The sequence below is a fragment of the Alkalihalobacillus sp. TS-13 genome, assembly GCF_019720915.1.
Taxonomy (GTDB): domain Bacteria; phylum Bacillota; class Bacilli; order Bacillales; family Fictibacillaceae; genus Pseudalkalibacillus.
The window spans coordinates 1391776-1416788 of record NZ_JAHKSI010000001.1; the positions used below are offsets into that span (position 1 = coordinate 1391776).

The window sequence follows — 25013 nt, forward strand, 5'->3', positions numbered from 1 at the left end:
TTTGACAAATGATTAAGACATGGATAGATTGATTAAGGAGCAATTATAAAAGTTGAAATTGCTGTTTTTTTCAATGTATATGAAAAAATCTAATCATAGTTAGTATTTCCAAACCTTTACATCAAACAACATGAATTGTGAAAGGAGGCTGCCTATGCTGAAGATCAAGATTAAAAACGTATTATTCATCTTGCTTGGTTCAGCAATTTTCAGTTTTGGCATCATTCATTTTAATATTGAGAACAACCTTGCAGAAGGTGGATTTACAGGGATTACACTTATCCTTTACAACCTATTTGCCATCGATCCCGCAATTTCCAACCTCGTATTGAACGTTCCATTATTCTTGATCGGCTGGAGGTTACTAGGAAGAAATTCATTCATTTATACGATCATCGGGACAGTGGCCGTTTCTTTGTTTTTATGGATTTTCCAATATCATTTCAGGTTATCGTTTCCGTTGCATGAAGATCTGACATTGGCTGCCCTGTTTGCGGGTGTGTTCATCGGTGTTGGATTAGGTATCATTTTCCGTTATGGTGGTACCACTGGCGGGGTAGACATCATCGCCCGACTCGTCAACAAATACATTGGATGGAGTTTCGGAAAGACAATGTTCCTATTTGACGCTCTCGTCATCTTATCCGCAACGATTACCTATTTAAATTATAAGGAAGCGATGTACACACTTGTGGCTGTATTCGTAGGAGCGAGAGTCATCGATTTTATCCAGGAAGGGGCGTATGCTGCAAAGGCTGCCATGATCATTTCAGAAAAGAATGCGGAAATTGCCAACCGTATCATTCAAGAACTCGATCGGGGAGCGACAGTATTAAATGGAAAAGGGACATTTACCGGACAACAAAAAGAAGTCCTATATTGTGTCATTGCACGTAATGAAATTTTCCGATTACGTAACCTCATCCAGCAAATCGATCCGCATGCATTTGTTGCAGTAAATGATGTCCATGATGTGCTTGGCGAAGGATTCACGCTGGATGAAAACAAAAATCCACTACATGATTGATTTAAAAAGGGATTGCGCGTCAGCGCAATCCTTTTTTAAAGATAGACTCTGTTATACTTATTGTTGAATTTTTGCGGAATTCACTACAAGACCACAGATTTATTTTCATTCCTTCTAGTTTTGCGCTTAGTAACAGCAGGCGCAGGACGTGGTGGTATTTAGGCGACGTTCAATATTATACTCGAAGATCCTTTAAAAAGTGCGGAGTCCCGACTGGCTCGTTGTTTCCGCAGAGTGTGGTGAATTTTGGTCAGAAATCAACAGTATTATTTAATAAAAAAAAGTAAAAAAATTCGCTGACAGACGATGCCCATCAAACGAATTTCATTTGCGATCAGTCAGATTGGTTCATCCCTAGAAAGATGAATACAAATCGCGCGAGTTCTAACAAAGCGACTAATGCAGATGCAACATAAGTCAATGCTGCTACGTTCAGTACCTTCTTGGCTTGCCGTTCTTCTTCATTACGGATTACACCTAAATGTACAATCTGGTCCATAGCACGATTGCTTGCATTGAATTCAACCGGCAACGTCACAAGTTGGAAAAGGACAGCTCCTGCCATCAGTAAAATTCCTGGGAGTATCAAATTTGCAGCGTTCATTAAAATACCGATCAGGATCAGGAAATAAGATAGGTTTGATCCGATTGACGCAACAGGTACCAAAGCATGGCGGACTCTTAAAGGTGCATAATTGTTGGCGTGCTGGATGGCGTGCCCAACCTCATGGGCTGCAACTGCTGTTCCAGCGATCGAGTGGCCATAATAATTATCCTCTGAAAGCCTTACCACTTTTGACCTGGGATCATAATGGTCTGACAACTTCCCTCTTACTGGTTCTACTTCTACATCAAAAAGACCGTTATCATTGAGGATTTTCCGAGCCACCTCAGCTCCAGACATTCCATATGCAGAAGGAAGCTTCGAATATTTGCTGTATACTTTTTTCACTCTGAATTGTGCCCATAGAGGTATCGCAAGCAAAATCAGAAAGTATAATAAAAACATGGCAGGTCCCACCTCTAGTCATTTTTTATTACATATCCTAACGGAACCGGTTATATTCTTTCTCTTTTGAAAACGTTTGGTATTCTTTCTTTTCTCCTGAATATTTTCTCCAACCCACATAAAATAATGTAGAAATAATTCCTCCGCCGACGATAAAGATGAGCCAAAGAATCGAAGGATCAGCACTATCTTCTTTCGTCGATTCAAAAGCATCGATCAATCCCGCTTCAATGACATGGATCTGTTGGATTTGATGGTCGGTCGTTACGATCAATGCTCTATTTTCATCCAAGTAAGTGATATATGAATCGATACGGTTCAATAGCTCAGGCGGCAAGTCGACGCTTAACGCCGCATGGATTTTACCGTACTCTGATAAAAATTGATTGAAATAAGCGTAAAAGCTTTGAAGTTCTTGATTGGCGGCCGCATCTTTCATTTGTTCCAGCGGGCGCATCAATTCATTTTTTGTCGATTTCCAAAGCGGCTGGTGAGTAGAGTAGACTGCATCTACCAACAGATGCAACTGGACCAATGCATCCACCCGTTCTTCGTGCGTTCCTGAGACTTTATTCAAAACCTTGACGGATTCCTCATAGCTCGTGGAAAAAACCCTTAAGTTATGCATCGACAATTTCTTTTGTTGATCCGATAAACTGAGGTATTCATCTTCAAAGTAACGCAAAACCTCTTTGGCATCGGCGTATTTTTCGGCTTTAGTCAATTGAAGTGCTTTATAAGATAAGTCACTCAGCTTTTTCCAATGATCACTTCCGTCTTCAGCAGCGAATATCGTTGTAGGTAATTGAATGAGTAACATGATAATTAGCGCAACCAATACCCCTCTCATAAAACTTGTCCCTCCTCTAAAGAAACTAGCTCCTCATACTTTGTACAAGGGGAGATGATGTTCTGATAAAACACCATCTCTTCTTTATAGTTCATCTTATGAAGAATGGGACAAGAGTAGAACGCTAATCTATTTTTAAACGAGAAGTAGAACTAGACCGTATCGTCAATTGATAGACGATCGTGATAGACAGGATGCTAAGCCAGAATGTATAGTAACCGATTTGGGTGGTATACATATCCAGCACAGAGTATGCAGGCTCCATATCAAAGAGATAATCTATCATTTCATTATGTATGACCCAAACCGCGGCAACATATATGTGCCACCTTTTGATCTTATAAAATGGTGAATACAACAGCCCTTCAATTGCCATACCAAGGTGTGAGAAAATCAACATGAAATTCACCCAGGTCAAAGACCCACTGACGTATCCTCCAACAAAATTCATCGCAACTGCCCAAATGCCATACTTGAATAGAGTGATTGCCGCTAGTGCTTCTATTAATGGCCAGTTCCTTCCCAATAAGAAGGCAATCAGCACAAAAACGAAAAAAAGGCTCGCAGTCGGACTATCTGGGACAAACGGCAGAAAGTACCACGGAGTCATTTTCAATTGTTCAGCATACCATATATACCCGTATATCGTCCCTAAAATATTGATGATTAGCAGCATCCATAGGATGGAACGATGACGCAATTGCATTAAGATAGTGTTCATGGTCGATCTCCTTAACATTATGTATCTTTAATATGGTGTTAAAAAAGCTGACTTTTTCAAGTCAGCTTAGTGTTGGTTGTTATTCGTTTTCAAGTTCAGAAATAAACTTTGCTAGTTCTTGTAGCTCTTTATCCGAACCTTGGAATTGATCAGCCGGCATGCTTCCTACACCATTTTTCGCAATATCAGCGATTTGTTCTGGTTTCATTCCAGTTCCGATCAGTGATGGTCCGCTTCCACCCTGAAGATTATTACCATGACAACCTATACAGGTTTGTTCCTGATAAATTTTATAACCCTCAGCTTCCTTATCAATTTCCACTTCAACCGGTTTACCCTGTTCTTCAGCTTTTTCCCAGTCATGGTTGACAACTGATTCCCAAGTCAGAAAGACGATTGAAATCAATGCCAATAGCATCATAGTAGTCGCTACAGGTCGTTTCTTCGGACGACGCTCCGGTCCACGATCCAACCATGGTGCAAGCAATAGGGCGCCAAATGCCAAGCCTGGCATGATGACCGTTCCGATCAGTGTGTAATCCCCTGCTGCATATTTATATTTCAATAATTGGTATAAAAATAAGAAATACCAGTCTGGTAACGGAATGTAACTCGCATCCGTTGGATCCGCTTTACGCTCAAGCGGTGATTCGTGAACGACTGTCAGGATGAGATAGCCAATCAAGAATACGGATCCGACCATCCATTCTTTTAAAAGGAAGTTTGGCCAGAACGCTTCCGTTTTCCCAGGATACTCGGAGTAATCCTTTGGAATGTTAGGCTTACGTTCTGCAGGGATTCGGGAATCCCCGACAAACTTCATACCTTTGCCACGATGCATCTTTCTCCCTCCTTATCCTATCGCATCTTTTACAGTGGTCCAGAAATTCCTTGCTTTCGAATCATGATAAAGTGCGCCCCCATCAGGCCAAGAAGAGCACCAGGCAAGAAAAATACATGGATTGCGAAGAATCGCGTCAATGTCTGTGCTCCGATGATCGTAGCATCACCTGCTAACAATGTTTTCAATGCAGGTCCAATTACAGGAACGGTCACCGCGATTTCAAGACCAACCTTCGTTGCGAAAAGCGCTTTCATGTCCCAAGGTAACAGATAACCTGTGAAACCGAGTCCAAGCATGACTCCGAAAATCAATACTCCGACTACCCAGTTCAATTCACGAGGTTTTTTGTACGCACCCTGGAAGAAAACACGTAAAGTATGTAGAAACATCATTACGATTACTAGACTAGCACCCCAGTGGTGCATTCCACGGACAATAACACCGAATGCGACTTCATTTTGCAGATAATGAACGGATTCATAGGCATTGATTATGTCCGGAACATAATACATCGTCAAAAACATTCCAGAAAGAATTTGGATTACCGTGATGAAAAACGTCAATCCGCCGAAACAGTAAACGAACGCTGAGAAATGGTGAGCAGGGTTGACATGCTCAGGCACTTCATGGTCTGCAATATCTCGCCACATAGGCGTAATATCAAGACGTTCATCTACCCAGTCATACATTTTTTGTAACATCAATTACGCCCCTTTCTACTGTGGTTCTGCTTGACCTAAATAAATCTTTCCATCCTTGACCTCTTTCTGATACACATCAAGTGGTGCAAGCGGTGGCGTACCTTTCACGTTCGTGCCATCCTTCGTATACCGTCCTCCGTGACAAGGACAATAGAATTGGTTTGGATGAGAAGGGTCTGTCCCCCAGTCTACTGTACAGCCAAGGTGCTTACAGATTGGTGATAATGCAACGATGTCACCATTCTTGTCTTTGAACACCCAGGCAGCTTGTGTGACTTCTGATTCATACCAGCCATCTTTTTGGTTAACTTTAAACGTAAATCTTTGCGGTTCTTCAGTAATTTCACTCTCTTCGACAACAGCTACCATATCTTGGCCCGCCCCTTGTTTCAAGACAGGATCGATCGCAAACCGTACCATCGGTAAGAGCATGCCCGCAGCCATGAATCCACCAACACCGGTTAAGGTATAGTTCAAAAATTGTCGTCTGGAGACTTCATCTTTGTTGGCCATTGGTTTCCCCCCTTACGCAGTAGACTAAGTCCAACCGGACAATTGATTATATTACACATATATTACTAGGACATTAACATGATAGCGTAACTTAACAACCTCGTCAATAATATGATTGTCCATTTCAATCAATCTATTCGCTTTAAAATGTGTTTTGCCACTTTTTTGTGACAATTTGTAGAATATGCTTGACTTGTTCAGAAACGATTTCCCTCTGATATTCTTCATCCATATGTTCTAATGGCACGGGCGGAATATTGACCAGACGATCTCCGAACTCTTCCATTCCTGTCCACCTTGCGTCCGACGTGATGAACACGGGGTATGGCATTCCTCCATTTTCAAGTTCATCAGTAAGGACAGTAATCCGCTTTAGAACATCTGTATCAGACTCGCCAACCAAATATGTAACAGCAGGAAAAAGGAATACACGCCCCTTCAATTGTCGCTCGATTTCCTCAGATAAGATCAAAGGAAATTCACCTTTGAGTATATGATTCTTCATTTGTGATCCCCATGTAATCGGAATCAACGGTACGATTGCTGTGTCTACATACTCTGAAGCTTGTAAGTACATGTCCAGATCCTTTGAGCACCATTTCATCATCGTTCACATCCTTCTTCAAGTGCATTCCCCCTCAGTTTACCATTAGCAATTGGGTTAAGAAAAGATTAAGGTTGAACAATTCATCCAAAGGATAAAGCTGACTGTGTTTAAGCTCGTGAACTTGTATCTCGTTTTTCAGCACTGTTTTGTCCGTATGAAGTGTTATTTTGGGCTTTTCATCTCGTTTTGAGACATCCTATGCAAGTGAGGAGGTTTTCGGAAGTAAGTTAATGCAGTGAAGTGATGTCTAGCTCAGAGACCAGTCACTTGGATCACTTCAACTTCCTGCGGCGGTCGACACATTGATTAAACATTCTTATGAGGAAGCCCACGCAGAACCAAGTCTTTGTTTGGTTCGAGCCTCCTCGTCAGTTTTCCAGTGACCTACATGACTAATCGGGTCGCTTCCGCTTTTCGTTTGCCCGCGGAAAGCGAGTATATTTCCGACGAATTCAAAAAACAACAATTTTTACTAAAAGGGCCCAAGCAAAACAGTCCTAATACTCAAAAAAAACAAACCCTCTTTCTCTCTTTGAAAGGGTTTGTTCATTATGGCGAGCAGCTACATAATCTCAAAATTCTGATCATCATAGCTTATTAAGTTCTTTAGTCAACCGTTCAAAGGAATCGTAATCCTTCCGATCAAGCGCCTCATCGATTTGCGATTGTAACGATTTCTTACGGAAATGGCTGAATGATTGATCAAGGATCATTTCTGCCCATAATCCATACTTCTTATCTGGTACCATGTTCTCTGGAATATGGGGGTTTTCCTCTAGTACAGCTACGTATTGCGGGGTACGGTATGCTCCTTTGAACTTCAATTCGATATAAACGTCCTCGTCCTGATTCAAACGGATATCATGAAACGATTTTTCTGCGTCCGTAGTCAGGATATTCTGTTTATAGAACCTGAATGGTACACCGTCTACACAGTTAGTGGACATGATGATTGCCTTCGGACAGTATTCTGCGTTCTCCACGAAATGGACATTTTCCATCAGCGCTTCATCACTTACCAAATAGTTCAGCAACCATACACATTCACGCTTTTTCAGTTGATAGTGGTTTAGAAACCATTTTAGAAAATCCTTTTTTTCTAGGACGGTAACGGTGCTGCTCATTGCAATCCCTCCATCATTCCCATGTCATTCGAGATCTTACAATTTCCTACAGCTCAACAAATTCACATGATTCATTTGATGATTACTTACTATGTTCTATCTCTAAACATTCAATTCCTTCTTTATTGTGAAATTTTTGTGTGATTTTAAGAATTTCCTGTGATGGAAAGGGCACCAAAATTTTCACAAATCCTTTAGCCTGTTGATTTCTTCTTCCAAGTGGAAACGGTCTGGATCGATTTCCATCGCTTTTGTGAATAAGATCTTTGCCTTGTCTCGCTGACCGATTTCAAGGGAATACCATCCATAATCCTCTAGGAATTCAGGCTGTTCTTTAAGCTCAGTATATGCCTCTTCATACTTTTCCAATGCGTTTTCATCATCTTCTAGTTCCCTATACGCAACTGCTGTTTTCCAGTTCGCATCAGGTGAAAGGTCACCGTAACGTTCAATCTCAACTGCCAGGTCTATAAGAGCTTCGAACATTTCATCCTGCAAGTATTGTTCCATCAGAACAGAAGTCGCTTTCATGTTAGATGGATTCAGACTTAACGTGTTCTTCAGCAGCTCAATCCCATTTTCCTGATCATTCAAGCGGAAGGCCAGTTTTCCAGCCTGAAGGTATAATTCCTCATTGAATTCATCCCACCGGATCCCTTCAAGGCTAACATCCATCGCTTCCTTTAATGCCCCCTCCTCCTCATACGCCTGTGCCAATGCCGGGTATAACGTCGTATATTGTGGATCCAATTCCTTCAAGTGATTGAGGGCTTGTATTGTCTTCTGGTATTCACCGATCCTGCTTGCTGTCAATGCATACCCGAACCAATCATCCGGGTTTGACTCATCCTGAAGTCCTTTTTCGTAATATTTCAAGGCTTCCTCAAATTGACCGGACCCTGTCAAAGATTCTGCCATCCGTAATAAGACAGGAGTCTGATTGAAATGTTCATGTCCGGATTTGAGCAATTCTTCATAATAAATCCTACTTCTATTAAAATTCCCTTGATGCAAATAAAATTCCCCAAGTCCGAAAGTAATAACCGGTTCATTTGGAGCAATTCGTTTAGCAGTCAACAATTTTTGTTCTGCCACTTCAGTAAGTCCTTGTCTTTCATATAAATCAGCGGAAAGCACGAGAGCTTCAAGATATCCATCATGATCAGGTGTGATGGTTGAAAGCTGCTGGAGTGCTTCTTCTTCCCGTTCTATTTCCATATATAGTTCGGCTGCAAATAATTTCAACTCATCTAAATCCGGATAAAATGCAATCAATTCCTCTGTGACATCGATTGCTTCTTCCATGAATCCAAGTTCGCTGTATAGTTGTGCAATCTCTAGCAACGTATCATGATCAGCGTTTTCTCGTACGTTTTTCAATAAACCGAGTCCCTTTTCAATCTCTCCCCGGTCTATACTCTCAATAGCTTCCTGCACACTGGGCATGATGGACATCCTTTCTTTCTATAACAAGTCGTTGGACATCGCACGGAAGATACCTGGACGGATGATTCTCAACTCTCTTCCAGCACCTTGTTCAAGGTGGATTTCATTTCCCGCTTTGATGACCTTTCCATTTTGTACAACAATATCTGGATTATTACTTCCATCATACTTGAGTATTTGTTCCTCATCAACCGAAATGTTTTCTTTATAAATCAGATAATCCACATCACAGCCGGATACCCATGAACCCTTTTTAGGATAGATCCCAAGTCCTTGTAGTTGTTCTTTTGTAAAGCGTTCACCTTCATCAGGGAAGGCATCTATTGTACAGATCGACTTCTCTTTACAGATTCTGTTCCACTTCTCTTTCAATTGGACTAATCTTTTTTCATGCACTGGAAGTTGCGACCAATCAGCAACGATTGGGATCGTGTATGGAAAGTTCACATTCCTGATCCATTCCCAAATGACAGTCTCCAAATCTTCCTCTTGTTCTACAATTGCATTGATGAAAGGGATTTTGTGTTTCTGGCAGGTTCTGATCAGTGAAGGGGAAATACGAGTCATAGGCATCTGAAGACCAATTACGTAGTCGATGGGAAAGATAGCGAGTTGTTTTCTGAAATCTTCTAAACGAGGGACGAATTCTTTTGTGTATTTCAACGGAAAAGCGGTGACAATAGCGGTACATCCCTGAAGAACAAGTTCTTCACACTGCGTGAGCAATGTTTCCTCATTAATTTCGTTGATTTCAAATTGTCTAAGAATATGCCCAGGGATCACATTCAATCCAGCAGAATTTACAGTTAAACACTTCATTTTAAGAGGTCTTTCTGAAACGTAACACACGACGTTATTTTTGATATGCACATGTTTTTGCCGAGGATCTTTATCAGTCGTCCAGACATTTTCTAAAATATATTCCATACCCTACGGTCCCCTCCTCAAATAGAACAACGGTGTTATAGACAGGCTATGAGGTGAGGCCAAGTTTCAGAACTTTTTTGCTTCAAAGCTATCCGTATGGGCAATTTTAATAAAAGGTTCTGTTAGTTTAGATTGTTGATTTCTACGAAATTCACTTCCCCTTCCGCGGGCAAACGAAAAGCGGAAGCGACCCGATTAGTCGGTGTAGGCCACTGGAAAACGGACGAGGAGGCTCGAACCAAACAAAGACTTGGTTCTGAGTGGGCTTACTCATAAGGATGTTTAATCAATGTGTCAACCGCCGCAGGAAGTTTGAAGTGATCCAAGTGACTGGTCGCTGAGCTAGAAATCACTTCACTGTATTAACTCACTTCCGCAAACCTCCTCACTTGCACAGGATCTCAACACAAAAATGGAACCATTTTCGTGTCTGCGATGAGAATTCTTAGAAGCTTTCCTTCTGCTGGCTTCGACGTTCACCATAGGACGTACTTGTACTGGATGTACTGACTTCGACGTTCACCATAGGACGTGGTGGTATTTAGTCGAAGTTCATTATTATAGTCGAAAGATCCTTTTAGTGTGGGTCTTGCCTGGCTCGCTTTTCCCGCAGGAGTGTCGCAAATTTCGATTAAAAATCAACAAAATCCTTTAACATAGCCTAACAAATAAAAAAAAGTCCAGTTAACATGCAGAAGACCTGCAAGGTAACTGGATCAATAGTCCATTATTATATGGATAGGAGTGGAGAGAAACCATACTACAATTATTATAACAAGCTATATTGAAAAATCAATATATTTTTTGAAAATTTATATAATTGTATCTTTTCTGATAAAATCACCCGTTCGAATCACTGTCCAGCCAATTGGATAGACATTGTATAATCCCTTCGTTCTGTTCAGTACTTCCCACCGTAATACGTACACTTGTAGGAAAACCTAAAGCATTTCCTGAACGGACGATATAACCGTTCTTCAACAGATAATTGAACACTTCATCTCCCTGTTTCGTTTTAAAATCGATCAGGATGAAGTTCCCTTGTGATGGGAAATAGTCCAAATCATATTTATTACAAAAATCCTCATACATTTTCATTCCTTCACGGTTCCGCTCACTACACATCTTAATGAAATCCAAATTATCCAGCGCCGTGATTGCTGCTCTTTGTGCAACGCGAGAAGTATTGAAGGGTTCACGGACCGGATCAACGACTTTAATCAGATCCTCATGCGCCACACCATATCCGATACGTAAAGAAGCTAATCCGAATGCTTTGGAAAAAGTCCGGAATAGGATCAAATTAGGATAATCACGTTGAAGCGCCAATGTATCGGGATAGTCGTCCGCGACAACGTATTCCTGGTAAGCTTCATCACAAGCTACAATGACATCAGGCGGTACCTTTTCCAGGAATGATACGAGTTCTTTTTCCGTGACATACGTCCCTGTTGGATTATTTGGACTGCATATCCAGACGATCTTCGTATTCCTATCGATCGCTTCATACATTCTATCAAGATCGTGCTTTCCATCCTTTGTAAGAGGTATTTCTATGATCTCAGCACCTTCTATCACCGAATTGTGTTTGTATTGCGGAAAGGTCGGTGAAGCCATGACGGTGTTTGATCCAGGCGATAAATATGTACGGCAAAACATCTCGACCACTTCATCTGAACCATTTCCGAATAGAATTTGTTGCGGTTTTACATTCAAATAGTCGGCTAGCTTGAATCTTATTTCTGCTGCATATCCATCCGGATAGATTGATACACTATTCAACTCATCCATTACGGCATCTTTTACAGCTGGTGCACAGCCAAACGGATTTTCATTCGATGCGAGTTTCGTCACTGATGTCAATCCGAGTTCCCTTTTGACCTCTTCAATAGGTTTACCTGGTTGATAGGCTTTCAATGATAAAATCTGCTGTTTCGCTTTCATACAAACACCCCTGTCCCAAATCATATTAAGTAGATTGCTTCGAAAATTTCAGTTGTTCCTTGTCTGGTGTGTACACCCTCATCTCGTACCGTTTGATTTTACCCAAGACTTGAAAGTATCCAATTGCTCAAGTATAAATTGATCCTCTACCTTTTCGAGGGTCGCTACACCACATTCCTCCAGTAAGACCATCCAGATTTGTTGTCTGCTATTTTTCTTGTCTTGCTTTATTCTCTCGAGCAATAACCTCGGCCGGTTCAAGGTAGGATGCCAATTCGCGTATCCTAATTGGCTGATCCAGTCATAAAATTTTGCAGAGACGATCGAACGGTCCAATCGCTTTTCACTCAACTTGATTGCATAAAGCATCCCGATCATGACAGCTTCTCCATGCGAAATGCTTTGATACCTGCTTTCAGCTTCGATAGCATGACCGAGTGTGTGCCCGAGGTTCAAATATGCTCGTATTCCAGCTTCACGCTCATCCAACCGTACGATTTCTGCCTTCAGTTCAATGGCGCGTTTGATGACTTTTTCCAGTATGTCTTCTTTTACGGGAAGAGTCTCAACATTAGATGATAGATATTCATAGAATCTTGCATCTCTAATAAGCCCCATCTTTACAATCTCGGCAAATCCGGATCGCCATTCCCTGGCAGGCAATGTTTTAAGGAAATCGATATCGAACAGGACTGCTTCGGGTTGATGGAAGGCTCCGATCAGATTTTTACCTAAGGAATGATTGATACCCACCTTTCCCCCTACACTACTGTCATGAGCTAGCAGTGTTGTTGGGATTTGGATGAACCTGATACCACGAAGATATGTGGCAGCTATGAAACCAGCAAGGTCTCCGACAACTCCGCCTCCAAGGGCTATGATCAGAGATTTACGATCCAATTGACAACGCAATGCGTAGGTAATGCCCTTTTCATACTCCCGCAAAGATTTACTTGATTCACCTGCAGGGATGACCCATTCATTCACCTGATGATCTTCTAGTTCCTTCTTGACTAGTTCGAGATAAAGCGGTGCAACATTACTATCAGAAATAATTAAAATGCTGCTGCACTCTGGGACAGATTCCTTGATAATATTATTTAAATTTGAAATCATCCCTTGTCCGATAAAAACAGGGTATTGTTCGTTATCCGTTCTTACTTCAATGGTTTCCAATTTAAAACTCCTCTGACTGAATCAAATAATCCAAGTATTCCGTTTTTTAGCTAGCCCTACAGAATCGATCCTGTGTCCATCCATTCACTTTTTCCTATAGAAAAATGTTGCAACGGATTCAAGTCCAAATTGATTCGGATTAAAAATCTGTTCGGTGCTTCCAACAAACAAAATACCTCCAGGACTTAAAGCTTGACTGAACTTCGCGTAGAGCTGCTTTTTTGCATCCTCAGTAAAATAAATCATGACATTCCGGCAAACGATAAGGTCGAAATTAGACTTGAATGGATCGGCAAGCATGTTATGTTTTTCGTAATGAATTTTTTCTTTCAGTACATCACTTACCTTAAAACCAATTCCATCTTTTTCGAAATATTCCTTCTTCATTTTTTCAGGTACATCCTTCAGGCTTTTTTCGAGATAATAACCAAGCTTTGCCCGCTTTATCGCTAATTCATCAATATCGGTAGCGAGGATTGAAAATTTCTCAGAAGGAATACTCTCTCTTAATATCATAGCAAGAGTATAGGGTTCTTCTCCAGTAGAACATGCTGCACTCCACACATTCAAGTAATCTTTCCCATTTTTCAATGCAGGGATCCATTCTTTTTGAAGCACTTTCCATCTTGATGGATTTCTGAAAAACTCTGAAACGTTGATTGTCATCCTATCCAGGAATTCCTTGAGCAGTATGTTATCCCTTTCCATTGCATCATAAAAATCAGAGAATGTGTCATAGCCCTTCTTTTCCCTTAGAGCGATAAGTCGGCGTTTCATTTGCGCCTCTTTATAAAGATTTAAATCAATTCCCGTCACCTGCTTGATTTGTGTTGAAAACTGTGAATAATCCTGATCCATTTTTTTCTTCTCCTCATTTGTGTTTTCTACTATATATATCGGTTAACAAGCTAATTATTTATGAAAGAATGAGACAAAAAGAAAAATGGAATTCGATATATTTTGATTATGTGGTTATAAAACGCTGTTTTGCAGTCATCTTACAGAGAATTTCAATAGATACTGGGCACAATTAAATTTAATTATTGATTTTAAGCGAAATTCGCGACACTCCTGCGGGAAAAACTAGCCAAACGAGACCCCGAACTAAAAGGATCTTCGACTATAGTAATGAACTTCGACTATAATTTGGATCACTTCAAACTTCCTGCGGCGGTCGACACATTGATCAAACATTCTTATGAGTAAGCCCACTCAGAACCAAGTCTTTGTTTGGTTCGAGCCTCCTCGTCAGTTTTCCAGTGGCCTACACCGACTAATCGGGTCGCTTCCGCTTTTCGTTTGCCCGCGGAAATGGAGTGGATTTCGTAGAAATCAATGATGGGTAAAAGCCTACAAAAAAACCAGCCGATTGTATTCGGCTGGTTCACAGTGTTGCTTATACCCACTTAGCAATTGACTTGTCGTAGTTCACCAATTCTTCATCTTTGAAGAACAAGTTGATTTCTCTCTCGGCACTTTCAGGAGAGTCAGAACCGTGGATGATATTCTGACCTACTTGGACAGCATAATCACCGCGGATTGTGCCAGGAGCAGCATCAGATGGATTTGTTTTTCCCATCATGTTGCGAGCTGACGCGATTACGTTTTCACCTTCCCAAACCATTGCAAAAACTGGTCCGGAAGTGATGAAATCTACAAGCTCACCGAAAAATGGACGTTCTTTATGCTCACCGTAGTGATTCTGGGCTAATTCATCAGAAATCTGCATCAGCTTTGCACCAGCCAATTTATATCCTTTTTTCTCGAATCGGCTTACGATTTCTCCGATAAGGTTACGTTGAACGCCGTCAGGCTTTACCATCAAAAAAGTCTTTTCCATTATTTTTACCCCTTACTTATGTATGATTTTCGGACGTCCTTGGTTGTCCGAAATGATTTTATCAAATTTTAAGCGTTTTCACAACTTTTAATAGTTTCTGCGGCCGATATATTCAGAGATTTGTTTCAGAGACCGCTTGGCACGGTTATCTGGAAGCTTTTCTAGAGCAAGGAAGGCTTTTTTCAAATAACGATCGGAAATTTCCTTCGATTCTGCAATCGCCCCCATATCCTTGATTTCTCTGATCAATCCTTCTATCAAACTTTGTGGTATTGGTTGATTTTCAAACACGTTTTCCAGTCTCTCTTTGAAAGCAGGATCCTTCATTGCAAAAAATACAGGCAAAGTGATGTTTCCTTGTTGAAGGTCGCCTCCTGCAGGTTTACCGAGCTGTTTCTCCGTAGAAGTGAAATCCAAGATGTCATCCGTAATCTGGAAGGCCATCCCGACATAATAACCGAACTGTTTAAGCTGTCTCTGGACATGAGGATCGGCATCTCCTGCAAGAGCCCCCAATTCACAACTGACAGAGATCAATAATGCGGTCTTACGCTTGATTCTTCTAAAATAATCCCGCAAATTCTGATTGAGTTCATATTGTTCCTTGATTTGTTCAATCTCTCCCAGGCACATTTCCATGATTGCTCCGGATAAAACCTTATGCGCCTCCAGGTTATTCAAATAAGTAATATACTCTAAAGACCTAGCAAAGATATAATCACCTGTATACATCGCTACACGGTTATCATACTGGGCTTTGATAGTGGATTTTCCACGTCGTAATGATGCATCATCAATGACATCATCGTGGACAAGAGAAGCCATATGGATGAGTTCTAACGCTACAGCCGCTTTTTTCACGCGATCCACATCGTATTTACCAAACTGGGCAGACAACAACACAAAAACAGGGCGGATCCTTTTTCCCCCTGCTTTCAATAATTGAATCGATGCATCTTGAAGAATCGAATGTTGTGCTTCAATGGTCTTTTCCAGGTCATTTTCAATTGTTGAGAGGTCATTACGCAAATGAGAATAGATTGTTGTTAATTTCATAACTTCACCTTAACCCTGACGTTCTTGTGGTGCAACGGGTTTATAACCAATATGGGTTGCTGCTACGCCACCTGAATATGGAATGACTTCCACGTTCACGAAACCAGCCTCTTCGAAGAGTACAGCTAATTCCTTTCTCCCCGGAAAGTCTTTAGCTGATTCTTGCAGCCAAGAATATTGTTGATAGCTTTTTGCAAAAATACGCCCCAATGCTGGCATGAGATAACGGAAATAGCCATAATAGAGCTGTCGGAATACTGGTATAGTCGGTTGCGAAGTCTCAAGGCAAACGACTTTGCCGCCAGGTTTGACGACGCGGTGCATTTCCTTCAACACCTGATTAAGATCAGGTACATTCCTCAAGCCGAAACCGATGGTCACATAGTCAAATCCGTTATCATCGTAGGGCAGTTCCATGGCATTCCCGTGTTGCAGCTGAATATTGGCTAAACCTTCATCTTTTACCTTCTCTTCACCTACAGACAACATATTTTTACTGAAATCCAGTCCGATAGCTTTTCCTTTTGGACCGATCGCCTTCGCCATGGCAATCGTCCAATCGCCTGTTCCACAGCAGACGTCCAATGTAGTTGAACCCTTTTGTACATCCATACGTTTCATGGTATCACGACGCCACGCGACATGTCGCTGGAAGCTGATGATCGAGTTCATTTTGTCGTAATGATTCGAAATAGATTCAAATACTTGGTGCACACGCTGTTCTTTCGTCTCTTGCTGCACTTGATCACCCTTCTTCTGCATATTTCTTCATCCTGAAACCTGATTGCTCGATGTATTGTTCGATTCGTTTTTCTAACATTGAACTCATGACAGGTTCTTCAGCCCACAATTTTTCCAAACGAATCTTCGAATGCAGGATATAAGCATCGACCACTTCGAGAATTTGATTCTTCAAAGATAGCCAGCCTCCTTTTGAACGGTTCAATTGTTTCATGATTTTCGCGACTAATGGAGTATATGTGTTGTTCTGTATGCTCTTTCTTTCCACTAGCATCCGTTTCATGAACGTAAATTCGTCAGCTATGCCTTTCCATAATGGAAGGTGGAAGTGATCTGCAGTTTTCAACAATAGTGAGGATTCGATCCGATGGATGTTTTCCATTGAATTTTCGATAGATTGATTCTCGTTTTTATAGTATTGCATTTTATTTTCATTGATTTCTTGAATCGCTTGAGCAAGGGTCCGGATCATCGTTAAATCTTTTATTTCAGATAATAGATAATAGTACAGACTACTATAGTAATCCCCTGCTAAAACCGTCAATTGCCGTTTTTTCCTCTCATGATCCTCCGTCAGATCGTGTGAGGAAATCTTCTCGTGTGTATCCAATGCGACCTGGACAAGCATGGTTGAAACAGCAAAGTATTCCAGTTCTACATCACTCAACTCTTTTTCCTTGAGCATGATATATGTAAGGAGAAGCTTGTCCTCATCTATGACAGGTTGCTCGATGAAACGCATAAGATAAGGATGTTGTAATTTTTGGTTTATTTGTAGTAGCAGATCCGAAATCTTCCGACCTATGTCGTTGTTATTCATTGATTTTTTGCCCCCACCATTTCATGAATCTATGAAGAACAAAACGGATTCAAGAAATCGTCTTGTATTTACAGTATGTATGAAATCAACCAACTTGGTACTGCTTATTATATCATAAAACCCCTCATATCATGCGGTCGTCTTTTAAGATTTGATGGTTAAGGGGCACTGAATTATGTTTTACCAATGGCTGACTGAGTGTCGGTGTTTTGAACAAATGAACACTGACACTCAACGCTATCGTTAACAACCGAAAATCAGTCTTGATCTGTATGCATCTCGCCATGTCTTGTCTGAATGACAGCTTTCCCTCTTACTTTTACGGCAGAAGTATGCTCAGTGAATTGTGCAATCATCACTTCATCCTTATCGAGCTTTTCTGAATGGTGGAAACGTGTATCCGAACCTCGCGTTAAACCAATTACGTTAACACCGTTCTCTTTTGCCTTGATCACGAAAAATTCGTTCTCTGATGTGGCCATAGTACTTCCTCCTCGTTTATGACTTGATCAAGCCCATCACTTCAGCACGGGCAGCTTGGTCTTTTTCGAAAATTCCTCGTACTGCGGAAGTAATCGTTTGCGAACCTGGCTTCTTAACGCCCCGCATTGTCATGCACATATGTTCAGCTTCAATCACAACCATCACTCCATAAGGGTAAAGTGAATTCAATAAAGAATCTGCAATCGTAGAGGTAATTCTTTCTTGAAGCTGTGGGCGTCTGGTTACCGCTTCGACAGCTCTCGCCAATTTACTGAGCCCGGTCACTTTTCCGCCCTTCGGAATATAGGCGACATGCGCTTTACCAAAGAAAGGTACAAGATGGTGTTCACACATCGAGTAAAACGGGATATCCTTCACTAATACCAATTCCTCATGGTCTTCACCAAAAACCGTTTTGAAATGTTCAGCAGGATCTTGATTCAATCCTTGAAAAACTTCTTCATACATTCTTGCAACCCGTTTAGGTGTATCTAATAGCCCCTCACGTTCAGGGTCTTCACCTATCGCTTCAAGTATCATCTTAACAGCTGTTTCTATTTTTTCGTGATCCATTTCTAATCTCCTTCATTCAATACAGTATCAAACAGATAATAGCATAATAGCCTCTTAATAAGCAAAAAAGAAGAGCCGATGGAATCGACTCTCCTTTCACGCCCTATGTACGATTACTTTACAGCGTCTTTAAGGGCTTTACCTGGTTTGAATGCAGGTACCTTGCTAGCAGGGATTTCAATTTCATCTCCTGTTTGCGGGTTACGGCCTTTACGAGCAGCACGCTCACGTACTTCGAAGTTACCGAAACCGATGAGTTGAACCTTGTCCCCGCCTTTTAATGATTCTTCAATCGCTCCAAATACAGCATCAACTGTTTTAGAAACGTCTTTCTTAGAAAGTTGGGTTTGCTCAGATACTGAATTGATAAGATCTGTCTTGTTCACACGACTCACCTCCTCTCAAATGGTTATTGATTTTTCGTTAATCGATTTTTAGTCATTATAACCAATTATTCAAAGAACTAACAGCGTGAATACGTTGACATGCCTTATATTAAACGAAAATGTTTAGGAATTCAATATTTTTTCTAGATATTTGTATAAATGTCTGTAAATTTTAAACATTTTTACATGTCGATGTGGTCATATTCGTAAAAAGACAATGGAAAAGGGCTGACAACGCTCCATATCAACGTGTTATAAAATGATAACATTCATCTGGTTGTTGTACAAAGATTTTCTATGAAAGCGGATCCTTTTCTGTCGATACCACCTCTTTCACAGATAGTAGGTCAGTTTTTATTGTTGATTTCTAGGAAATTCACTCCCTATCCGCGGGATAAAGAAAAGCGGAAGCGACCCGCTAAGGCACGTAGGTCACTGGAAAACTGACGAGGGGGCTCGAACCAAACAAAGACTTGGTTCTGCGCGGGCCGACTCATAAGGATGTCAATCAATGTGTCGACCGCCGCAGGAAGTGTGACTGGTCGCTGAGCTAGACATCACTTCCTTGCATTTGCCTACTTCCGCAAGCCTCCTCACTTGCACAGGATGTCAACACAAAAATGAAATCATTTTCGTGTCTGCGATGAGAATTCTTAGAAGCGTTCCTTATGCTGACTTCGACGTTCACCACAGGACGTGGTGGTATTTGGTCGAAGTTCATTATTATAGTCGAAGATCCTTTTAGTGCGGGATCTCGACTGGTTCGCTTTTCCCGCAGGTGTTGCGCAAATTTCAAAATATCCAATATTGATGTAATGTATTTTTCATAATCCAGAGCAAATAAAAAAGACTCCTCTTATTGGAGTCTTTTTTATTATAAGATGATCGCAATCAGACCGCCTGAACCTTCGTTAATGATTCTCTCTAAGGTTTCTTTCAATTTGTATCTGGCGTTTTCTGGCATCAACGAGATTTTTGCCTGAATACCTTCTCTTACAATCGAATTAAGTGATCGGCCGAATATATCTGAGTTCCAGATTGATAAAGGATCATCTTCAAAATCTTGCATCAAGTACCGAACCAGTTCTTCACTTTGTTTTTCTGTTCCGATGATCGGTGCGAATTCTGATTCTACATCGACTTTGATCATATGAATCGATGGTGCGACAGCTTTCAATCGAACACCGAACCTGGAGCCCTGGCGGATGATTTCCGGTTCATCTAAACTCATATCAGACAATGCCGGTGCTGCAATGCCATACCCTGTCTGTTTCACCATACGTAGGGCATCTGAGATTTGATCGTATTCAGACTTTGCATGGGCGAATTCCTGCATCAGTTGGAGGAGGTGATCCTTACCTCTGATTTCGACCCCTACCACGTCTTTCAAGATTTGATCGTACAAGTCATCTGGAGCATATAGATCGATTTCTGCAATCCCTTGCCCCATCTCGATACCTGCGAGTCGTGCTTCATCAATGAATTCAAAATCAGTAAAATTACCGACAACTCGATCGACATCACGTAATCGTTTGATATCTTTCACTGTTTCGCGAACAGACTCTTCATAGCTGTGTCTTAACCAGTGCTCATTGTTCAACACCATGACCCAGCTAGGAAGGTTGACATTGACCTCGAGTACCGGGAATTCATAAAGGACTTCTCTTAATACATTGTTTATATCATGTTCGGTCATACTCTCGACACTTAATGAAAGTACTGGAATATCATGTTCTTCAGCTAACTGCCTTCTCAACTTTTCCGTTTCCGGGTGATGTGGATGAACCGAATTGATAACCATGATGAATGGCTTTCCGACTTCTTTCAGCTCTTCGACGATTCTATGCTCGGATTCAACATAATCATAGCGTGGAATCTCACCGATGGATCCGTCGGTCGTCACGACCACACCTAGTGTCGAGTGTTCCTGGATGACTTTCCTCGTCCCGATCTCTGCTGCTTCATGAAACGGGATCGGTTCCTCATACCATGGTGTATGGATCATTCTAGGGCCATTTTCGTCCTCGTAACCTTTTGCGCTAGGAACTGCATAACCAACGCTATCAACTAATCGTATGTTCACTTCCAGACCTTCATCCACTTCAATTTTCACTGCATTGTTCGGGACGAATTTCGGCTCTGTCGTCATGATCGTTTTACCTGCTGCACTTTGAGGCAGTTCATCCTGTGCACGTGCTTTATCTGTTTCGCTCTCAATGTTCGGCAGGACGACGAGTTCCATGAACTTTTTGATGAAAGTCGATTTACCGGTTCGAACAGCCCCCACTACACCCAAATAAATATCGCCGCCAGTCCGTTCTGCGATATCTTTGAAGATATCTACTTTTTCCATTAGTTCCCCTCCCCATTCCAGAGTAGTGTTTGGGTAGTTATAGACAATATATGTCTATGGATGTTGTCCAATGAATATGACTGATTCTGCATTATTTTCAAAAATATCATTGCAAAAGATCAAAATTTATCTCTTACAAAGTCCTATAGGAAGAACATGCAGGAACTCATATTCGCCATCAGCTGCTCTCACCGTTCTCGATGATACTTCCTGTTGAACCATTTGATATTTTTGACGCACAAAAAAATCCCTCCCTTTCTACACTTTATTGGTAGAGAGGAGGGAACATACCTATTTTAGTAAAAAAACAGGTTCACCATCTTCAACAGTATAAGGAACAGAAAAGGCAGGGACGAATGGAGAATCTTCAACAAGGATATCTCTGATGTCATCACCCTTCTTATAGTTATGCTCCTTCTTTTCAAGAGCCTGATAGAGATCCATCGAATAATCAATATAGACATTATTCTTATTATCGACAATCAATGGAAGGTGATTTCCTGTAAATGGACTTTTGACTGTCGGTTGTTCTTTATAACCTAATTCTTTATGTTTCAAAGTATATCTTTCGTTTGCGAGAACTTTATCATATGGTGGATATTTATGCTTTTGGATATACAGTCTCAACTTCGTTTTATAATCCTTCACTTGTTCCACTGTTTCAAGGTCTACAAGTTTGACCTTCGGATCCTTTTCAACATCGAAAAGGACATATTGATAGACTCCTCCATTTTCATAAGAATTGCCTGGAGGCTCTTGCATGTAACGAGGAACTAGTTTCCCAAAATCAATAGGATATTTAACATATATAGGCGTACCTTGATCACGGTTTGCGATGGGTAGGACGCCATTATCTTTTCGGTATTCGATGACCGCATTTTGAACATTATTCAATTGATCTTCATAAGGAACTCGATTTTGTCCAAGCCTCTCTTCAGGATAAAGACATCCGGTAAGGAGAGTGAACACCAGAATAACTGACATCAATCGGATTAAAAGTTTCATTGTATCACCTATTTCACTGTGCTGTGGTATGTAAGCTAGTCCAAGATCAGTTTATGATCATACCGGGTACTGGACCGCTGAAGACGACCAGCAGGATCAGAATGCCAGCAGTGACCATGCAAACATACGCGAATAACGTGACGATGAATTTGAAGATTCCACTTAGTTTCGTACGACTCCATGTTATCGAAATGACGGCGAAAAACATCAAACCAATCGCGCCGAGTGCAATCCACATTTTCAATAAACCATCAGACATTTCCATACCTCCTTGATACCGGTATAATTATAGCACAATCTCATCCTTGTCCAAATGTAAATCTGATGAACATACGAAGGATTGTCCAAAATATGGGGGTAACTTCGTAAAGCTAGAGTGAAAAGTTATATATACATATTTCTTCTTATATTGAACATTCTTTTTGTTTTATGGACATTTCCCAGCTTTTATTGAACATTTCCCTTGATATATGTACATATTTACGTTTTTATCAACATTTGACGTTTATCGACATTTTCTGCTATTAATGCGAAGAGATATCCGCTCACACTTCAATAGCGATATTTAAGCGGAATTCGCGACACCCCTGCGGGAAAAGCGAGCCAGGCGAGATTTTGTGGTGAACGTCGAAGCCAGCATAAGGAAAGCCTCTAAGTGTTGAGATCCATGTGCAAATGAGCTAGGAAGGGAGTGAATTTCCTAGAAATCAGTATTTAATAAAAGCACAAATTAAAAGCTGAAGAAAAGGGCGCCCCTTTCTTCAGCAATGACTAAATAACTATTTCCCACTGCAGCTCAAACTGTCCATTCCATGCTAGTTTATGCAAGATTTATGGATACTGTATCGCTCAATCGCCTAATTTTCTAAACAATTATTTTTTGTTGAACATTTTCGCGATCGAGGTCATGTCCAGAGGGATATTATTATTTATGATCGCTTTCACAATCTGATCTTCTTTTTCCTTAGAAACTGGGACACCAGCCATACGAGAAACTTGTGAAATCAATTGTCTGATCGTTTTCTCATCACGTAAATTAGCACTTTGTACAGAATCTGCTAATTTGAAAATATCATCTTTTTTTACACCCGTCTTTTTCTCAATGTCATCCATGAAATTTCTGTCCATCGAAGTCCTCCTCACACGTAACATTCATAATATCCTATGCGAGATGAAAGACTTCGTGAGTTCTATTCAGGATTTAATTTTCATCGAGTGTATATCGATCTGAAAGCATAGCGCTTAAATCCTCAACTTCATGGGTACGGCTTCGTCTCATCAATGAATCCACTGCTTCCTTAGGAGTCTTGGAATCGAACAAGACCTGGTACAGCTCATTTGTAATCGGCAATTCAACGCCTTCCTTTTGTGCAAGCTGATAGGCCGCTTTCGTCGTTCTAACACCCTCGACGACCATTCCCATATTTTCAAGAACTTCCTCAAGCGAGTTGCCCTTCCCAAGCAGATTACCTGCCCGCCAGTTACGACTATGTACACTGGTACATGTAACGACAAGATCCCCGATGCCGGAAAGTCCAGCAAACGTCAATGGCTTAGCACCCATGAACGTTCCCAGTCTTGCAATTTCCGCTAATCCCCTAGTCAACAAAGCAGCTTTGGCATTATCTCCATATCCAAGACCATCAGAAAGACCCGCCCCCAGTGCAATGATGTTCTTCAACGAACCACCAAGTTCCACACCCACGATATCTGGATTCGTGTAGACACGGAAATTAGGATTAATGAACAAATCTTGAACTTCTTCTGCAGATTCCTTGTCCTTTGAAGAGACTGTGACCGTCGTCGGTTGTCTCAAGCTGACCTCTTCAGCGTGACTCGGTCCAGAAAGGACAACAACCGATTTTCTGAGCGTTTCTGGAATTTCGTCTTCGATCACCTCAGACACTCTGAATAATGTATCAGGTTCAATTCCTTTACTAGCATGAACAAGTGTAACTGGTTTCGTGAAGATCCCCTTCAATTGACCGAGAACTTCCCGGATTACACTAGTCGGTGTAACAAGCAGTACTGTGTCGGTATCTTTTACAGCATCCTTTAGATCGTTTGTCGCTACTAAATTTTCAGGGAGCTTGATGTCCGGCAGGTATTTGCTGTTCGTATGCTTCTCATTGATTTCTTCAACTTGTTCAGATCTACGAGCCCAAATCCGAACATCATGATCATTATCAGCAAGTACCAACGCAAGGGCTGTCCCCCAGCTCCCCGCTCCAATAACAGCAACTTTCTTCATCAACTGGTCACTTCCTTCTTTTGTCCAAGTTTACTTTCTGTTCCTTTTACGAGACGTTGGATGTTTTGTCTATGACGCCATAACGACAATAATCCGATTATGGTCGCCAATATTATATAGTTCGTATCATAGTCCCCGAATATCAAGGTAAGGACAGGTGTTAAAAACATGAAAATAAGTGAACCTAATGAAACATATCTTGAGATGGCAATCGTTAGAATAGCAACAATTCCAGAAATTAATGCTGGTATGAATACGAGTATCGCAAACACACCGATTGTCGTCGCGACACCTTTACCGCCCCTGAAACCATAGTAGACCGGCCAGTTATGCCCAATGATGGCAAATAAACCAGCAATAAAGGCAATCCATCCTTCGACACCGACAAGATAACTTAATAAAACTGCGACGATCCCTTTGGAAGCATCCAGAAGAAGAACAGTAATAGCAGGACCCCAACCTAATAATCGCAATGTATTGGTAGCACCAGCATTCCCGCTCCCTTGGGTACGAATGTCGATTTTCTTGATTTTCTTTGCAATCTGATAGCTGAAACTGATCGAGCCTATCAAATATCCAATAATACTGACTACGATAATGTTGACGAATTCCATGA

At 41.1% G+C, this 25013-nt stretch carries 27 protein-coding genes; 1 reads left to right on the forward strand and 26 read right to left on the reverse strand.

The annotated features are described in order from the left end of the window. Positions 1–154: 154 nt before the first annotated feature. Positions 155–1027, forward strand: coding sequence for a YitT family protein (locus KOL94_RS06910; RefSeq protein ID WP_221565175.1), 873 nt, complete (start codon positions 155–157; stop codon positions 1025–1027). Between the two features lie 334 nt (positions 1028–1361). On the opposite strand, the gene KOL94_RS06915 is transcribed toward KOL94_RS06910, so the two are convergent. From KOL94_RS06915 to plsY, 26 genes are all read right to left on the reverse strand, one after another. After that, on the reverse strand, positions 1362–2036 hold the full coding sequence (locus tag KOL94_RS06915; protein ID WP_221565176.1) for a zinc metallopeptidase: 675 nt from the start codon (positions 2034–2036) through the stop codon (positions 1362–1364). A gap of 37 nt (positions 2037–2073) precedes the next feature. After that, positions 2074–2886 (reverse strand): sporulation protein YpjB, encoded by an 813-nt coding sequence (ypjB, locus tag KOL94_RS06920; protein WP_221565177.1) that lies wholly within the window; start codon positions 2884–2886, stop codon positions 2074–2076. A gap of 124 nt (positions 2887–3010) precedes the next feature. Further along, positions 3011–3607: a lipoprotein heptaprenylglyceryl N-acetyltransferase LhaT gene (gene lhaT / locus KOL94_RS06925; protein WP_221565178.1), complete on the reverse strand. Its 597-nt coding sequence runs from the start codon at positions 3605–3607 to the stop codon at positions 3011–3013. 79 nt (positions 3608–3686) lie between these two features. Then, positions 3687–4448 carry a menaquinol-cytochrome c reductase cytochrome b/c subunit gene (locus KOL94_RS06930; RefSeq protein ID WP_221565179.1) on the reverse strand — a complete coding sequence of 254 codons (762 nt, stop codon included), beginning with the start codon at positions 4446–4448 and terminating at the stop codon, positions 3687–3689. Positions 4449–4477: 29 nt separating this feature from the next. Then, the gene (gene qcrB, locus KOL94_RS06935; RefSeq protein WP_221565180.1) at positions 4478–5152 is read right to left on the reverse strand and encodes a menaquinol-cytochrome c reductase cytochrome b subunit; all 675 of its coding nucleotides are present in this window, start codon (positions 5150–5152) and stop codon (positions 4478–4480) included. Between the two features lie 15 nt (positions 5153–5167). Continuing rightward, complete coding sequence (locus KOL94_RS06940; protein WP_221565182.1) at positions 5168–5665, reverse strand: ubiquinol-cytochrome c reductase iron-sulfur subunit; 498 nt, start codon at positions 5663–5665, stop codon at positions 5168–5170. 142 nt (positions 5666–5807) lie between these two features. Continuing rightward, positions 5808–6272 (reverse strand): YpiF family protein, encoded by a 465-nt coding sequence (locus KOL94_RS06945; RefSeq protein WP_221565184.1) that lies wholly within the window; start codon positions 6270–6272, stop codon positions 5808–5810. Positions 6273–6859: 587 nt separating this feature from the next. Next, on the reverse strand, positions 6860–7396 hold the full coding sequence (locus KOL94_RS06950) for a ReoY family proteolytic degradation factor (RefSeq protein WP_221565187.1): 537 nt from the start codon (positions 7394–7396) through the stop codon (positions 6860–6862). Positions 7397–7579: 183 nt separating this feature from the next. Then, positions 7580–8842 carry a tetratricopeptide repeat protein gene (locus KOL94_RS06955; RefSeq protein ID WP_221565189.1) on the reverse strand — a complete coding sequence of 421 codons (1263 nt, stop codon included), beginning with the start codon at positions 8840–8842 and terminating at the stop codon, positions 7580–7582. 18 nt (positions 8843–8860) lie between these two features. Then, positions 8861–9769, reverse strand: coding sequence for a hypothetical protein (locus tag KOL94_RS06960; protein ID WP_221565190.1), 909 nt, complete (start codon positions 9767–9769; stop codon positions 8861–8863). An 840-nt stretch (positions 9770–10609) separates the two neighbouring features. Next, positions 10610–11713: a histidinol-phosphate transaminase gene (gene hisC, locus KOL94_RS06965; protein ID WP_221565192.1), complete on the reverse strand. Its 1104-nt coding sequence runs from the start codon at positions 11711–11713 to the stop codon at positions 10610–10612. 78 nt (positions 11714–11791) lie between these two features. Further along, positions 11792–12889 (reverse strand): 3-dehydroquinate synthase, encoded by a 1098-nt coding sequence (gene aroB, locus KOL94_RS06970; RefSeq protein ID WP_221565194.1) that lies wholly within the window; start codon positions 12887–12889, stop codon positions 11792–11794. An 84-nt stretch (positions 12890–12973) separates the two neighbouring features. Further along, positions 12974–13747 (reverse strand): CheR family methyltransferase, encoded by a 774-nt coding sequence (locus tag KOL94_RS06975; RefSeq protein WP_221565197.1) that lies wholly within the window; start codon positions 13745–13747, stop codon positions 12974–12976. A 538-nt stretch (positions 13748–14285) separates the two neighbouring features. Beyond that, positions 14286–14729, reverse strand: a complete 444-nt coding sequence (ndk, locus tag KOL94_RS06980) for a nucleoside-diphosphate kinase (RefSeq protein ID WP_221565199.1) — start codon at positions 14727–14729, stop codon at positions 14286–14288. An 87-nt stretch (positions 14730–14816) separates the two neighbouring features. After that, positions 14817–15785, reverse strand: coding sequence for a heptaprenyl diphosphate synthase component II (gene hepT / locus KOL94_RS06985; protein ID WP_221565201.1), 969 nt, complete (start codon positions 15783–15785; stop codon positions 14817–14819). Positions 15786–15794: 9 nt separating this feature from the next. Continuing rightward, on the reverse strand, positions 15795–16547 hold the full coding sequence (menG, locus tag KOL94_RS06990; protein ID WP_221565203.1) for a demethylmenaquinone methyltransferase: 753 nt from the start codon (positions 16545–16547) through the stop codon (positions 15795–15797). Then, complete coding sequence (locus KOL94_RS06995) at positions 16531–17346, reverse strand: heptaprenyl diphosphate synthase component 1 (protein WP_221565205.1); 816 nt, start codon at positions 17344–17346, stop codon at positions 16531–16533. The genes menG and KOL94_RS06995 overlap by 17 nt, the downstream gene beginning before the upstream one ends. Before the next feature lie 257 nt (positions 17347–17603). Then, a complete protein-coding gene (gene mtrB, locus KOL94_RS07000; RefSeq protein WP_221565207.1) occupies positions 17604–17828 on the reverse strand; it encodes a trp RNA-binding attenuation protein MtrB in 225 nt (74 codons plus the stop codon). A gap of 16 nt (positions 17829–17844) precedes the next feature. Then, positions 17845–18402 (reverse strand): GTP cyclohydrolase I FolE, encoded by a 558-nt coding sequence (gene folE, locus KOL94_RS07005; RefSeq protein ID WP_221565209.1) that lies wholly within the window; start codon positions 18400–18402, stop codon positions 17845–17847. 113 nt (positions 18403–18515) lie between these two features. Further along, entirely contained in the window at positions 18516–18788 is a 273-nt protein-coding gene (locus KOL94_RS07010) for an HU family DNA-binding protein (protein ID WP_221565211.1), read from the reverse strand. A gap of 874 nt (positions 18789–19662) precedes the next feature. Then, complete coding sequence (gene spoIVA / locus KOL94_RS07015; protein WP_221565212.1) at positions 19663–21141, reverse strand: stage IV sporulation protein A; 1479 nt, start codon at positions 21139–21141, stop codon at positions 19663–19665. Between the two features lie 291 nt (positions 21142–21432). Beyond that, on the reverse strand, positions 21433–22134 hold the full coding sequence (locus tag KOL94_RS07020; protein ID WP_221567615.1) for a hypothetical protein: 702 nt from the start codon (positions 22132–22134) through the stop codon (positions 21433–21435). A gap of 58 nt (positions 22135–22192) precedes the next feature. Next, positions 22193–22405, reverse strand: coding sequence for a DUF2768 domain-containing protein (locus KOL94_RS07025; protein WP_221565213.1), 213 nt, complete (start codon positions 22403–22405; stop codon positions 22193–22195). Positions 22406–23019: 614 nt separating this feature from the next. After that, positions 23020–23274, reverse strand: coding sequence for a stage VI sporulation protein F (locus KOL94_RS07030; RefSeq protein WP_221565214.1), 255 nt, complete (start codon positions 23272–23274; stop codon positions 23020–23022). Positions 23275–23347: 73 nt separating this feature from the next. After that, the gene (locus KOL94_RS07035) at positions 23348–24397 is read right to left on the reverse strand and encodes an NAD(P)H-dependent glycerol-3-phosphate dehydrogenase (RefSeq protein WP_221565215.1); all 1050 of its coding nucleotides are present in this window, start codon (positions 24395–24397) and stop codon (positions 23348–23350) included. Then, the gene (plsY, locus tag KOL94_RS07040) at positions 24397–25011 is read right to left on the reverse strand and encodes a glycerol-3-phosphate 1-O-acyltransferase PlsY (protein ID WP_221565216.1); all 615 of its coding nucleotides are present in this window, start codon (positions 25009–25011) and stop codon (positions 24397–24399) included. Before plsY ends, KOL94_RS07035 begins: the two co-directional genes overlap by 1 nt. Positions 25012–25013 lie beyond the last annotated feature (2 nt).